This window comes from Rhizobium sp. A37_96, assembly GCF_053521765.1.
Genome location: NZ_JBNWDS010000002.1, coordinates 429998 through 442535 on the forward strand (window position 1 = coordinate 429998; position 12538 = coordinate 442535).

Here is a 12538-nt window from a genome sequence, read left to right on the forward strand (position 1 = left end):
ACCACAATTCCCGGTACAGTCCGGCATGACGGGCAGATACGCTTGCTGCAATTGCAGGTTCACTTAAGTTCTATGTCAGGTCTTGCGACCTGCAGTCGAAACCTCTGAATCCTACAATACCTGATCTCATCTCATGTTCCGCCGGGAAATGCCGGCCAGAGATTTTCTGGCAAGGGAATTTCGGCTATCATCTGATTCTGGCATGGCCCGTGCCTCCCCCCTCCATTCGGGAAAGTATATTTCATGCGGGGCCGTCGATATCCAAACCGACTGTTTGAGCGCCGGGCATAAGGAGGGGTTGCGGTCATTGCTCGCAAATAGGAGGTTTAGATGAGGCTTTCTGCCCCTGTATATCATTTGAAACGCAAGGCGAGGCTGTTGTCCCGCCAGCAGAAGATCCCCCTGCATGCCGCGCTGGATCGCATCGCGGCCGGCGAGGGTTTCGAAGGCTGGAGCTTGCTTGCGTCCAAAACGAATGCCGCTGTTTCCATCGGCGATCTGTATTCGCGGCTTGGCCCGGGTGATCTCGTGCTGATCGGCGCCCGGCCCGGCCATGGTAAAACGCTCATGAGCCTGAGGCTTGTCGTCGAAGCCATGAGGACCGGCAATCGCGGCGTCTTTTTCACGTTGGAGGACACGGAAAAGGTCGTTCAGGACCGCTTCCGGGTGATCGGCGCCGACTATGCCGAGTTTGCCGCATTGTTCGAATTCGACAGCTCCGACGCCATCAGCGCCGACTATATCGTCGAGAAGCTGGCCGCCGCGCCGCGCGGCACGCTGGCGGTGGTCGACTATCTGCAGCTGCTCGATCAGAAGCGGGAAAAGCCTGATGTGATGACCCAGGTTCAGGCGTTGAAGGCATTCGCGCGCGCGAAAGGCGTGATCGTCGTGTTTCTCTCGCAGATCGATCGTTCATACGATCCGACGCTGAAACCCTTGCCTGATCTTGAAGACGTCCGCCTGCCAAACCCTCTGGACCTGACGCTGTTCGACAAGATGTTCTTCCTGAACAACGGCCTGGTTCAGTTCAAGGCCGCCGGCTGACGGGCCACGATATCCTGCGACATTGCCCGATATGGGCAGGTCGAGCCGCCCGGAGAAAAATCCGGGCGGCTCGAGCAATATCAGGCGGAAACCTGCGCCAGGGCGCGGGCGAAATCCTCGACCAGGTCTTCGCTGTCCTCGATACCGGCAGAGAAGCGCACGGTGCCCGGCGAAATGCCGAGCTCGGCACGGGCCTCGTCGGTGAGGTTTTTGTGCGTCGTGGTGGCCGGATGGGTAATCAGGCTCTTGCTGTCGCCGAGATTGTTGGAAATCTTCACGATTTCCAATGCGTTCTGCAGCTTGAAGGCTGCTTCCTTGCCGCCCTTCAGTTCGAAGGCGACGAGAGTGGAGCCGCCGCTCATCTGCTTGGCGATGATATCGGCCTGCGGATGATCCTTGCGGCCGGGATAGATCACGCGGGCGACCTTGCTGCCCTGCTCGGCGAGGAAATCGGCCACCTTGGCGGCGTTCACCGTCTGTTGCGCTACGCGAAGGGGCAGCGTCTCGATGCCCTTCAGCAGCGTCCATGCGGTGAAAGGCGACATGGCCGGGCCGGTATGGCGGAAATAGTCCTGCAGCTGTTCGTCGATCCACTGCTTGTCGGAAAGGATGACGCCGCCGAGCGAACGGCCCTGGCCGTCGATATGCTTGGTGGCGGAGTAGACGACGATATGGGCGCCGAGTTCCAGCGGCTTCTGGAAGAGCGGCGTGGCGAAGACGTTGTCGACCACGACCTTGGCGCCGATCTGGTTGGCGAGCTTGGCGACAGCGGTGATATCGACCACTTCCAGCGTCGGATTGGTCGGGCTTTCGAGGAAGAAGAGCTTGGTGTTCGGGCGGATCGCCTTCTCCCAGTTCTCCACGAAACGCCCGTCGACGAGCGTGCATTCGATGCCGTATCTCGGCGCGAGCGTCTCGACGACCCAGCGGCAGGAGCCGAAGAGGGCACGGGCTGCGACGATGTGGTCGCCGGCCTTCAGCTGGCAGAGGATGGCGGCGGAGACCGCGGCCATGCCGGAAGCGGTGGCGCGGGCATCTTCGGCGCCTTCCAGAGCGCACATGCGCTTTTCGAACATGTCGTTGGTCGGGCTGCCGTAACGGGCATAGATGAAACCGTCTGTCTCGCCCTTGAAGCGGGCTTCCGCCGCTTCCGAGGTATCATAGACGAAACCCTGGGTCAGATAGATTGCTTCGGACGTTTCGCCGAATTGCGAACGGAGCGTTCCGCCGTGAACGAGTTGGGTTGCGGGGCGCCAAGTCTTGCTCATGCCATCACCACTTTCAAAACAAAAAAACCGGCCGCAATTGCAGACCGGTTTCAACCCGGTCTTTTTAGCCACTTGTTTAACGTGGCTGCAAGCCGACCGGCCAAATCACCACGGGATAAGTTGCAATACTGCCGTTGACGGCTTGCGTCAATTCCCCGAGTTTGGTTTTGTCTGCGACAAATTACTGCCCGTGCGTCCGTCAGGATGCGCAAAGGTCGCAGTGGCATATTAAATCGGCGCATAACCCGGCTAGTTGGCTCTCTACTTGCCGGGTTATGCGCTGGGGATGAGGCATGATGGCTCGCAATACTGGAATTTTGGCCGATCGCGCCATCGCAGCGCTCTTTGACGCCGGGCGGCTGACGAGCGAGAAAGAGCTGGATGTCGATCAGATCCAGCCGGCAAGTCTTGATCTGAGGCTTGGCTCGCATGCCTTCCGCGTTCGCGCCAGCTTCATGCCGGGTCCGTCCCACCTCGTTGCCGACAAGCTGGACCGGCTGAAGCTGCATGTGGTCGATCTCTCCGAAGGCGCGGTGCTGGAAACCGGCTGCGTCTACATCGTGCCGCTGATGGAGCGGCTGGACCTGCCGGCGGACATGTCGGCATCGGCCAATCCGAAGAGCTCGACCGGCCGTCTCGATATCTTCACCCGCGTCATCACCGACCGGGCCCAGGAGTTCGACAAGATTCCGGCCGGCTATTCCGGCCCGCTCTATCTTGAAATCAGCCCGCGCACCTTTCCGATCGTCGTGCGTCGCGGCTCGCGCCTGTCGCAGATCCGCTTCCGCGTCGGCCAGGCCCTGCTCACCGAGCCGGAATTGCTGGCGTTGCATGAAAGCGAGACGCTGGTCGCCAGCAAGAAGCCCAATATCACCGGCGGCGGCATCGCGCTGTCGATCGACCTTGCCGGCGACAAAGAAGGGCTGATCGGCTATCGTGGCAAGCATCACACGGCCGTCGTCGATGTCGACAAGAAGGCTCAGCACGATATTTTCGATTTCTGGGAGCCACTCTATAGCCGCGGCCGTACCGAGCTGATCCTCGATCCCGACGAATTCTACATCCTCGTGTCGCGCGAGGCGGTGCATGTGCCGCCGCATTTTGCCGCCGAAATGACGCCGTTCGATCCGCTGGTCGGCGAATTTCGCGTCCACTATGCCGGCTTCTTCGACCCCGGCTTCGGCCACGCGCCGGCCGGCGGCCGCGGCAGCCGCGCCGTGCTGGAGGTGCGCAGCCATGAAGTGCCCTTCATCCTCGAGGATAGCCAGATCGTCGGCCGCCTGATCTACGAACACATGCTGGAACAGCCGAGCAGCCTCTACGGCTCCGGCCTCGGTTCGAACTATCAGGCGCAGGGCCTGAAACTCTCGAAGCACTTCCGGCTTTGAACCGGCCCGGCCTTGACACAGGCCGTCAACTGTTGGACATCTCTGCGTGTCAGGCGGGTGTAGCTCAATGGTAGAGCAGCAGCTTCCCAAGCTGAATACGAGGGTTCGATTCCCTTCACCCGCTCCAGAATCTTCACGTCAGAAATAGTCTCTTCGTTTTCAGCGTCTCCATCAATGCCTCGCCGAAGGTTGCAATCGGGCGGGCCAGGCGTCCGGCCGGCGGCCGATGTACGAGCCAGTTGACCACTTTCGGGCTGAAATCCGGGGCCTCGATGATTTCGACGGCGTTGCGCCAGCGGCTGTCGGCCAGCGCCGCCGGCGTCAGGACGCCGATCCCGAGGCCGCGCGCAACCAGCGACATGCGCAGGTCGGCGCTCATGGCCTCCACCCCGACGTCGAAGGGCAGGCGTTCGGCTTCGAAGCGGTGTTGAATGAAGGCGCGGAAACCGCAGCCGCTCTGGTTCATGATCCATGGGAAGCGGGAAAGCTCCTCGAGCCGAGGTTCCTTGGGAACGCCGAGCGACGGCGAGGCGACGAGGATGACGTTGTGGACGCCGAGCACATCGCCGACGACATTGTCCGGCGGCTGCACGCCCTCCGCCAGGCACACCGTCGCTGCATCCAGCTGGCTATGAGCGACCTGCTCGATAAGCTGTGGCGACCAGCTGGTGACGATGCGTAGCGTCAATTGCGGAAACTGGCTGCGCAGCTCATCGAGCGGCGCCGACAAAGCCGCCTCGGAAAGATAAGGCATGATGCCGAGACGGAATTCGCCGCCGATCATGCCGCCGGCCTTCAGGTCATCGAGCGAGCGCAGGACACGGCGTCCGTGCTCGTAGGCCTCGCGCCCGGCCGCTGTCGGCTTCAGCGGCTTCGACTGCCTGTCGAGCAGAGCGATGCCGAGACTGTCTTCCAGGTTCTGTACGCGCCGTGTGATGCCCGGCTGCGTCAGATTGATGCGCGCGGCGGCGGCCACGATCGATCCGGTTTCCACCACGGCGACGAAAGCTTCCAGATCATGAATGTTCATGCCAAACTCGCATAATCATTATTATTTCATTTCAATTGCCGCATTATGCAACAAGGCGATAAACATGGCTACCTTTATTATCAAAAATTATTGGAGAGCGCATGTCCCAGGTCCCCGAATGTTTGGCGAGCGAGCCGGAGGACGAGGTGTCCACGGCGACAGCCGCTCCCTCGACGCTATTATTTGCCATTGCCACCGGCGTGATCGTCATGAATCTCTTCGCACCGCAGACGCTGGTCGGCATCATCGGTCCATCGCTGGGCTTTTCTGAAAGCGGTGCGGGCTTGGTGGCCATGTCGTCCTTGCTCGGCTATGCGGCAGGCCTCTTTTTCCTCGTGCCGCTGGCGGATCTGCTGGAAAATCGCAAGCTGGTGCTGCGCATGCTCCTGTCGGCCCTGGCGATGGCGATCGCCGCCGCCCTGGCGCCGACCGGCTGGAGCCTCCTGATCTTCCTCTTCCTATTGGGTGCGGCCTGTTCGGCGATCCAGATCCTTGTGCCGATCGCTGCAGCCATGGCCCCGCCGGAACATCGTGGCCGGGTCATTGGCAACGTCATGAGCGGCTTGATGGTCGGCATCCTCGTGTCGCGCCCGCTGGCAAGCCTCTTCGCCGGTCTCTGGGGCTGGCGGAGCTTTTATGCTGTCAGCGCCGCCACGCTTGTGCTCCTGGCGGCCGCGCTGGCCATGCGCCTGCCTGAAAGGCGCCCGATGGTCAGCACGAGCTATGGAGCCTTGATTGGCTCGCTCTTTCAGTTGCTGCGCGAAGAGCCCGTGCTGCGGCTGCGCGCCTTTACAGCCGCCCTGATGATGGCGAGCTTCAGCCTCTTCTGGACCTCCGTCGCCCTGCGGCTGTCGCAGTCGCCGTTCTCGCTCGGCCAATCCGGTATCGCGCTGTTTGCGCTGGTGGGTGCCGGCGGCGCTGCCGCGACGTCTGTCTTCGGCCGCATGGGCGACCGGGGCTGGACGCGGATGGCGACACTGGTCTCGCATCTGATCGTGCTTGCCTCCATGGCCCTGGCCGCCTGGGCTGGCTCAATACGGTCCGGTGACTCTCTCACCCTCCTGGTCCTTCTGGGTGCCAGCGCCGTGATGCTCGATGTCGGCATCACCGGCGACCAGACCCTCGGACGTCGGGCCGTCAACCTGCTGAAGCCCGAGGCGCGAGGCCGTATCAACGGTCTCTTTGTCGGCATCTTTTTCCTCGGCGGCGCGTTTGGCTCGGCGCTGGCCGGGATCGCCTGGGATTTTGGCGGCTGGACTGCCGTCTGCGCGGCTGCCGCGGGCTTCGGTGTGATAGCGTTGATCACGGACCTTGCCGCACGTAGGTGAACCACGCCGGGGGGCGGGCCATAATGTGGCCCCTTTCCGCAAGCGATGTCTCTGCTCATTCAGGTGGGCGCCAGACAAGCATGGCAAAACGGGCGCCCACGATAGGAGCGTCCGGATGCGCGGTATTGCGTCATTGTATAGGTTGAGAGCGATCTTCGTGCGCGGCGTGCTCGCGATAGGCAGTGGTACCAGAATTCCCTTGGGAACGAAGATCATCTGGAGGCGCGGCAGCATCCATATCGGCGAAAAGGTACATTTCCGCCAGGGCGTCGTCATCGATGCGCAAAAGGGCAGCATATCCATCGGCGATCATGTATCGTTCAACGAATATACAATTCTCCTGGGGCGGGGCGGCATATCCGTCGGCAACGATGTGCGGATCGCCGCGCATGCGATGATCGTCTCCTTCGATCATAATTTTGATGATGTTTCACAGTTGATCCGCCTTCAGGGCGTGACGCCGAAGCCCGTCGTCATCGAAGACGATGTCTGGATCGGCGCGGGAGCAAAGATCCTCGGCGGGTCCCATGTCGCCAAGGGATGCGTCATCGGCGCGAACGCCGTCGTCAAGGGAAAGACCGAGCCCTACGGCATCTATGTCGGCGCGCCGGCAAGATTGCTGAAGCGGCGTGGAGAAACGAACGACGCCAGATCGGGAAAAGTCGAGGTATTCGCCCTCCCGAAAAAATAGGCCGGTCGATCGCCGCAAGCGTCCCGGGATCGGCATTTCGCATTGAAATAAGCCGCGGGCAGCTTTCTTGCCCGCGGCGCTTGCGTTGCCGGTTTCAGAATTCCGTCCAGTCTGCATCCTTGCTCGCGGATGCAGACGCCTGCGTGCCGCCGAAGGCGCTCATCAGCTTCTGGCCGAGCGCGCGGGCCGGGGAAGGGGCCGCCCGCACCTTGGCATCATCCACCGCCCGGATGCGCGGTGCCGCGGCCGGTCGCGACGCGGGCCGCGCGATGGGTCGCGGAGTGGCACTGGCGACGGGAGCCGCGGACACGCGGACAGCCTCGCCGCCGCTGGTGCGGAACTGGGCGAGCAGGTTTGCCAGAGAAGCCGCCTCCGTTGCCAGGCCATGGCTTGCGGCCGTGCTTTCCTCGACCATGGCGGCGTTCTGCTGCGTGCCGTGATCCATGGTGTTGACGGCGGTGTTGATCTCCTGCAGGCCTGCCGACTGCTCGCGCGAGGCCTCTGCGATCGCGTGCACATGCCGGTTGATTTCCTGCACGCCCGAAACGATGGCATCGAGCGCCTTGCCGGTTTCTCCGACGAGGCTGACGCCGGTGCGCACATGCGTTTCCGAAGTGGCGATCAGCGTCTTGATCTCCTTGGCCGCATTGGCGGATCGTTGTGCGAGCTCGCGCACTTCCTGGGCGACGACGGCAAAGCCCTTGCCGGCGTCACCCGCGCGGGCGGCCTCGACACCGGCATTCAGCGCCAGGAGATTGGTCTGGAAGGCAATGTCGTCGATGACGCTGATGATGTTGTTGATCTCGCCTGAGGACTTTTCGATCTGCTGCATGGCGTCGATCGCGTTGCGGACGATCTCGCCGGACCGCTCCGCTCCGCTGCGCGTATGGGTGACAAGCTGGCTTGCTTCCTGCGCGCGCTTGGCGGCATCCTTGACCGTGGTGGTGATCTGCTCGAGGGCCGCGGCGGTTTCCTCGACGGATGCGGCCTGCTGCTCGGTGCGTTTGGAGAGTTCGTCGGCGGCGCTGCGGATTTCGTCGGCACCCGAGCTGATGGCGCGGGCATTGGAGCCGACGGCTTGCATTGTTTCGTTGAGCTTGTTCAGCGAGTTGTTGAAGTCCTGCCGCAACTGGTCGAGGTGCTCGACGAACTGGGTGTCTATGCGTGTGACGAGATCGCCTTCCGCAAGGCGTCTCAATCCGTCGCCGACCGCCTGGACGGCCTGCTGCAGATCTGCCGCCTCGGCAGCCTGTCTCGCATCGCGCTGCGCACGCTCGCTGTCGCTGAGCGTGCGGTCCGCTTCCGCCTGCGCCTCGAGACGCGTCCGTTCGACCGCATTGTCCCGGAAGACGGCGACGGCGGCCGCCATCTGGCCGATCTCGTCCCGGCGTTCGCGGCCTTCGATTTCGCCTGCCGTATCGCCGTTCGCAAGCGTCGTCATGCGGCGATGCAACCGCATCAGCGGCGCCGCGATGCTCTTCTGCGCGACATACATGCCGAGGATGATGGCGAGCAGCGTCAGGGCCGCAAGGGTGACGAGCGTGTAGTTCACGGAACTGTTGAGATCGGCCGACAGAGCATCGGCGCCGTCGTTCATCCTGTTCGTCAGAGCATCGTCATTGGCCTGCATGTTCGCGATCAGCGTCTGCAGCCTGGTGTTGACCAGGGCCATGGTCGCCCTGGCGCCTTCGGCATCGCCGCTCTTGCGCTGGTCGAGGGTCTTGTTCGTCAGTGTCTGCAATTCGTCGAGGCCGACAAGGATTTCGTCTACCGACTGTTTGGCGGCGGGAACGAGATTTTCGGCGTGGGTCAGCCTTTCCTTGGCCTCGGCGAAATAGTTGCTGCCGGCCGCGGCCGCCTTGTATGCATCGCTCGCGGGGTCGAAGTTCAGCATCAGGCTTGCCTGCAGCACCGAAGCGAGCGAGGCCGCGCTCGCACGCGCGGCTTCCGACGCCGCGACGGCTTCATTGTCGAGGAAGGCGCTGTAAGACCGATCCGCCTTGCGAAACTCGCCGGCGATCTGCAGCATGCCGACGAAGGAAATAATGCCGAGAAAAAGGATCACGGCAAGCATTTTGGTTTTGATTTTCAGATTCCTGAACATGGCGGTCCGCCTGCGAGAGCCGTGCCCTATCCAGGATGAATTCAACGGCCCGCTCGCCTGATATGGGCAGCGAGGGCACATTGCCTGGTATGCACGGGTGAAGTCGAATTTACGAAATACCTTGCGGAAAAGGTTCAGACGACCTGCATCATGCGATCCGCCTTCCAGCCGATGTCGTCGATGCCATGAGTACAATCAACAGAGCTTAATCGACTGCTAACATCCGCGTCTCCGAAGGCCGAATTCCCATGGAATTTGACGATCTTTCAAAGCCGCGCAACCGCCCGATGCGCGCGGTATCCGCCACTCATCCTGCGGACGCGCTGGCGACCATTCCAGGGCGCGATATTCCCCCTGCCGCATGACTCTGCTACATCGTGTCGGTGAATCAGGAATGTGCATCCACGACCGGAGGCCGGATCAAGATCATGCGTGTTTGCCTTTCGTCGCCGATCTTCCTCGCCCGGCTTCTGGCGCATGCGGCGCTGATCGTCGTGGCCTGCGCCTTGCCGCTCGCTGCCCAGGAGGTCAAGCCGCAGAACCTGCCGATCCTGTTCGATGCGCGCGAGCGCCTGCCGAAACTCGACCTGTCCTCGCTGGTCCGGTTGCGGTTCTTGACCTCGATCGATTTCCCGCCCTTCAACTTCCTGGATCAGAACGGCAAGCTTGCGGGCTTCCACGTCGAGCTTGCGCGCAAGATCTGCGACGAACTGGCAATAGCGGACAAATGCCAGATCCAGGCATTGCCGTTCGGTGAGCTGCAGGGCGCGCTTGCGGCCTCGCAGGGCGATGCGGTGATTGCCGGGGTCGCGGTCACGCCCGAGCTGCGCAAGACCTTCGCCTTCTCGCGCCCGTTCCTGATGTTGCCGGCCCGCTTCGTGCGCAATCTCAAGGCATCGATCGGCGGTGCGACTGCGGCCTCGTTGGCCGGCCACTCCGTCGGCGTCGTGAAGGGCACGGTGCACGAGGCGATGCTGGCGTCCTTCTTCCCGGCGATCAAACCGACGCCGTTCGATGACAAGGACGCGCTGCTGGCGGCCGTCAAGGATGGCAAGGTCGATGCGGCTTTCGCCGATGGCCTGCAGCTTTCCTTCTGGGTCTCGTCGCCGGCCGCGGAAAAGTGCTGCGCCCTGTTTGACGGTCCCTATCTGTCGCAGCAGTATCTTGGCGAGGGCATGACCATCATGCTGCGTCAGCAGGATGCCGAGCTGACGGCCGCGATCAACCATGCCCTCGCGACCCTTTCGCGCGACGGCAGGCTGCAGGAGATCTATCTGCGCTACTTCCCTTACGGGCTCTACTGATCAGGCCTTGCGATAGCGGGCGATGGCGCTGCGCTCGATGGCCGCACAGGTCAGCTTGTCCAGGCCGAGACGGTCGCGAAGCAGGCTGAGCAGGCGCAGTTCCTCCGCCTTGACCGAAAGGTCGGCAGAGGCGACTTCCACGGCAAGCGCATAAGCGGTGTCGTAGAGCCGGGCCGGCAGGGTATCGCGCACGGTTTCGAGGACGATGTCGAGACCTTCGCTGCCCGACAGCAGCTTGGCACAGTCGCGCGAGACCGAAATCAGCTTCTCGTCATCGAAGCCCTTGAAGACCGGCAGGGCGTGGATGAGTTCTCCGATCCGGCTGAGTTCCCGGTCGTTCATCGTGCGGTCGACGGCCGAGGCCAGTACCATGACGTAGATCAGGGCCTCGTGAGCAGAAAGCGGCTTGTTCATGACAGGCGAAGTCCTTTGAGTTTGGCAGACTGAAAAGTCGCGCGTCTCATGGCAAAAGCTGGTGGCGGAAGCAAGGCGTCAGATCGGATTGAGCGGATCTTCCTTGGGCGGCGGAGGCGCGAGCGTCGATTTTCCGTTTTTGCGCGGGTCATCGCCGTACATGCCGCGCTTTTTCTGCTTGGCTTCGTCCACAAGCGATGCCAGCGGCGAGCCGGGCTCGGGATCGGCCCAGCCGAAGCGGACCAGCCACGCACTGAGGTCGATGCGGACATAGCGGCATGCGCCCGTGACCGTCCCTTTCCAATTGGCATCAGGCACATCGCAATCGATCGAGCGTCCGCGCAGGTACATGCGGAACGCCGTGCGCGCGGCCTGGCCGCAGGGCCAGCTCTTGCCGTTGGGGCCGGTGCACATCCGGTCGACATCGGTCGGAATGACGCCGGTGAGTTGCACGTTCCTGCCCGCAAGGGTCAATATCCCCGCCTGATCCGCGAAGGGGCGGACAAGCTCGATGGTTGTCGTCTGCCCCTGCGGCTTGGACGCCGGATCAAGGGAGGCCTGTTCCGACTCGGGCTTAGGCTGGGGTTGCGGTTGCGATAGCGGCTGTGAAGGAAGAGTCTGGTGCGTGAGGGCCGCCATTTCCCTGTCGACCTGATCGGCCGGTATCCGGTTGTCCGGAGTAGGATCGACCTTGGCCGGGCTAGCCGGAGCGGATTCCGCCGACGAGGCAGCGGTCTTGTCCGGCGCGGTGGTTTCGCCTGACTGCGGCGTCGGGGCAGGGACGGCGTCCGGGCCTTTCGGCGCGTCGGTTGCCGCCACCGCCGGCTGCGCCTCTTCCGGCTTCGGCGACGCATCGTTCGAGCGCGCCGGATCGGTTGGGACCTTGCTGTCCTGCGGCGATGGCGGCTCGGCGGCGGCCACCTTGCTCTGCTCGGTCTTGGTGCCGTCGGCGTCCGGCGTCTTAACGGCATCGTCGGTCGCCGGCGCCGGCGTTGCCGCGGCTGGTGGGCTTGCCCCGTCCTGCTTGGCCGTTTCGGCGGGTTTTGCCGCCTCGGTGGCCTTTTGCGGCGTCGGGTCGGCCTTGGCGGTCTCGGTCGGCGCGGGCGCGGGCTTGCTCTCCACCGTCATGTCGCTGTTACCCCGGCCGGGCAGGCTGAATCCATGCCCACCGAACTGGACCGCGATCAGGGTCAACCAGGAACCGACGACCGCGCCTGCCACACCTGCAAGCCAAATATCACGACGCATAACGAGAAAACTTTCCTATTGGCTGGCCCATATGATCCGGGCAATCCATTCCACATCCGTAAGGTCGAAGCTGCGGTTAGGGTGTTCGGGGTTGAGCGACAACAGTTCTATCGACTTCGCGCTCTGCCGCAGCAGGACCTTGGCCATGACTTCGCCCTCGCGTGTCTTCACCACCACACGGTCGTTCTTCCGGATCTGGGCGCCTGGCTCGACGATCAGAATATCGCCGTCGCGATAGAGCGGCAACATGCTTTCGCCCTGGACTTCAAGCGCATAGACGCCGGCTCTCTGCCCGGCCGCAACCGGAAATTCCACCATGTCCCAGCCCTGGCCGGCGGGAAACCCGCCGTCGTCGAAAAAGCCGCCGGCGCCAGCCTGGGCAAAGCCGATCAGTGGGATGGAGTTTCCGGCCGGCGAAATTCCGTGTGACGCACCGGCAACCGGCAGCTCGCCCGGCCGGATGAAGCTCAGAAACTGCTCGAGGCTGGCTCCCGTCGCATCCAGGATCTTGGCGATCGATTCCGTCGATGGCCAGCGCAGCCGGCCATCCTGGCTCAGCCGCTTCGACTTGTTGAAGGAGGTGGCGTCAAGCCCGGCGCGGCGTGCGAGGCCGGAGGGCGTCAAGGCATGCCGCTCGGCAAGCCGGTCGATCGCACCCCATATCTGCTCGTGTGACAGCATCGCCGCTCAGCATCCGCGCGCCGGCTCGCCCGGCGCTC

Annotated in this window: 11 protein-coding genes, 1 tRNA gene and 1 riboswitch; of the genes, 6 read left to right on the forward strand and 6 right to left on the reverse strand. The window is 62.9% G+C overall.

The window, feature by feature from the left end; genetic code table 11:
- The first annotated feature begins 330 nt into the window (after window positions 1-330).
- On the forward strand, window positions 331-1044 hold the full coding sequence (locus ACQZ6J_RS08565) for a DNA helicase (protein WP_163984772.1): 714 nt from the start codon (window positions 331-333) through the stop codon (window positions 1042-1044).
- An 80-nt stretch (window positions 1045-1124) separates the two neighbouring features.
- Here the strand turns inward: ACQZ6J_RS08565 and ACQZ6J_RS08570 are convergent, their stop codons facing one another.
- Window positions 1125-2312, reverse strand: a complete 1188-nt coding sequence (locus ACQZ6J_RS08570; RefSeq protein WP_449083377.1) for an O-succinylhomoserine sulfhydrylase — start codon at window positions 2310-2312, stop codon at window positions 1125-1127.
- 43 nt (window positions 2313-2355) lie between these two features.
- Window positions 2356-2434: riboswitch (SAM riboswitch) on the reverse strand.
- A 171-nt stretch (window positions 2435-2605) separates the two neighbouring features.
- On the opposite strand from ACQZ6J_RS08570, the gene ACQZ6J_RS08575 reads away from it, so the two are divergent.
- Complete coding sequence (locus ACQZ6J_RS08575) at window positions 2606-3700, forward strand: 2'-deoxycytidine 5'-triphosphate deaminase (RefSeq protein WP_163984770.1); 1095 nt, start codon at window positions 2606-2608, stop codon at window positions 3698-3700.
- Between the two features lie 53 nt (window positions 3701-3753).
- Window positions 3754-3827 (forward strand) — tRNA-Gly (locus ACQZ6J_RS08580).
- Window positions 3828-3833: 6 nt separating this feature from the next.
- Here the strand turns inward: ACQZ6J_RS08580 and ACQZ6J_RS08585 are convergent.
- Window positions 3834-4730 (reverse strand): LysR family transcriptional regulator, encoded by an 897-nt coding sequence (locus tag ACQZ6J_RS08585; RefSeq protein ID WP_449083380.1) that lies wholly within the window; start codon window positions 4728-4730, stop codon window positions 3834-3836.
- Window positions 4731-4831: 101 nt separating this feature from the next.
- Between ACQZ6J_RS08585 and ACQZ6J_RS08590 the strand changes: the two genes are divergently transcribed.
- Together ACQZ6J_RS08590 and ACQZ6J_RS08595 are read left to right on the forward strand one after the other, a co-directional pair.
- Window positions 4832-6058, forward strand: coding sequence for an MFS transporter (locus ACQZ6J_RS08590; RefSeq protein WP_449083382.1), 1227 nt, complete (start codon window positions 4832-4834; stop codon window positions 6056-6058).
- A 115-nt stretch (window positions 6059-6173) separates the two neighbouring features.
- Entirely contained in the window at window positions 6174-6749 is a 576-nt protein-coding gene (locus tag ACQZ6J_RS08595) for an acyltransferase (RefSeq protein WP_449083384.1), read from the forward strand.
- 94 nt (window positions 6750-6843) lie between these two features.
- Here the strand turns inward: ACQZ6J_RS08595 and ACQZ6J_RS08600 are convergent, their stop codons facing one another.
- Window positions 6844-8853: a methyl-accepting chemotaxis protein gene (locus tag ACQZ6J_RS08600; RefSeq protein ID WP_163984766.1), complete on the reverse strand. Its 2010-nt coding sequence runs from the start codon at window positions 8851-8853 to the stop codon at window positions 6844-6846.
- A gap of 428 nt (window positions 8854-9281) precedes the next feature.
- Here ACQZ6J_RS08600 and ACQZ6J_RS08605 point away from each other — a divergent pair, with 428 nt between their 5' ends.
- Entirely contained in the window at window positions 9282-10157 is an 876-nt protein-coding gene (locus ACQZ6J_RS08605; RefSeq protein WP_449083386.1) for a transporter substrate-binding domain-containing protein, read from the forward strand.
- On the opposite strand, the gene ACQZ6J_RS08610 is transcribed toward ACQZ6J_RS08605, so the two are convergent.
- From ACQZ6J_RS08610 to ACQZ6J_RS08620, 3 genes are all read right to left on the reverse strand, one after another.
- Window positions 10158-10571 (reverse strand): tellurite resistance TerB family protein, encoded by a 414-nt coding sequence (locus ACQZ6J_RS08610; protein WP_163984764.1) that lies wholly within the window; start codon window positions 10569-10571, stop codon window positions 10158-10160.
- A 78-nt stretch (window positions 10572-10649) separates the two neighbouring features.
- Window positions 10650-11819, reverse strand: coding sequence for a hypothetical protein (locus ACQZ6J_RS08615; protein WP_449083388.1), 1170 nt, complete (start codon window positions 11817-11819; stop codon window positions 10650-10652).
- A gap of 15 nt (window positions 11820-11834) precedes the next feature.
- On the reverse strand, window positions 11835-12500 hold the full coding sequence (locus tag ACQZ6J_RS08620; protein WP_449083390.1) for a S24 family peptidase: 666 nt from the start codon (window positions 12498-12500) through the stop codon (window positions 11835-11837).
- Between the last annotated feature and the right edge of the window lie 38 nt (window positions 12501-12538).

What these genes read in the sequence shown, in the direction of transcription:
- ACQZ6J_RS08590 (WP_449083382.1), top strand. Translation starts at nt 4,832, where the DNA reads ATGTCCCAGGTCCCCGAATGTTTGGCGAGCGAGCCGGAGGACGAGGTG.
- ACQZ6J_RS08600 (WP_163984766.1), bottom strand. Translation starts at nt 8,853, where the DNA reads ATGTTCAGGAATCTGAAAATCAAAACCAAAATGCTTGCCGTGATCCTT.
- ACQZ6J_RS08570 (WP_449083377.1), bottom strand. Translation starts at nt 2,312, where the DNA reads ATGAGCAAGACTTGGCGCCCCGCAACCCAACTCGTTCACGGCGGAACG.
- ACQZ6J_RS08620 (WP_449083390.1), bottom strand. Translation starts at nt 12,500, where the DNA reads ATGCTGTCACACGAGCAGATATGGGGTGCGATCGACCGGCTTGCCGAG.
- ACQZ6J_RS08615 (WP_449083388.1), bottom strand. Translation starts at nt 11,819, where the DNA reads ATGCGTCGTGATATTTGGCTTGCAGGTGTGGCAGGCGCGGTCGTCGGT.
- ACQZ6J_RS08610 (WP_163984764.1), bottom strand. Translation starts at nt 10,571, where the DNA reads ATGAACAAGCCGCTTTCTGCTCACGAGGCCCTGATCTACGTCATGGTA.
- ACQZ6J_RS08585 (WP_449083380.1), bottom strand. Translation starts at nt 4,730, where the DNA reads ATGAACATTCATGATCTGGAAGCTTTCGTCGCCGTGGTGGAAACCGGA.
- ACQZ6J_RS08575 (WP_163984770.1), top strand. Translation starts at nt 2,606, where the DNA reads ATGATGGCTCGCAATACTGGAATTTTGGCCGATCGCGCCATCGCAGCG.
- ACQZ6J_RS08565 (WP_163984772.1), top strand. Translation starts at nt 331, where the DNA reads ATGAGGCTTTCTGCCCCTGTATATCATTTGAAACGCAAGGCGAGGCTG.
- ACQZ6J_RS08595 (WP_449083384.1), top strand. Translation starts at nt 6,174, where the DNA reads ATGCGCGGTATTGCGTCATTGTATAGGTTGAGAGCGATCTTCGTGCGC.
- ACQZ6J_RS08605 (WP_449083386.1), top strand. Translation starts at nt 9,282, where the DNA reads ATGCGTGTTTGCCTTTCGTCGCCGATCTTCCTCGCCCGGCTTCTGGCG.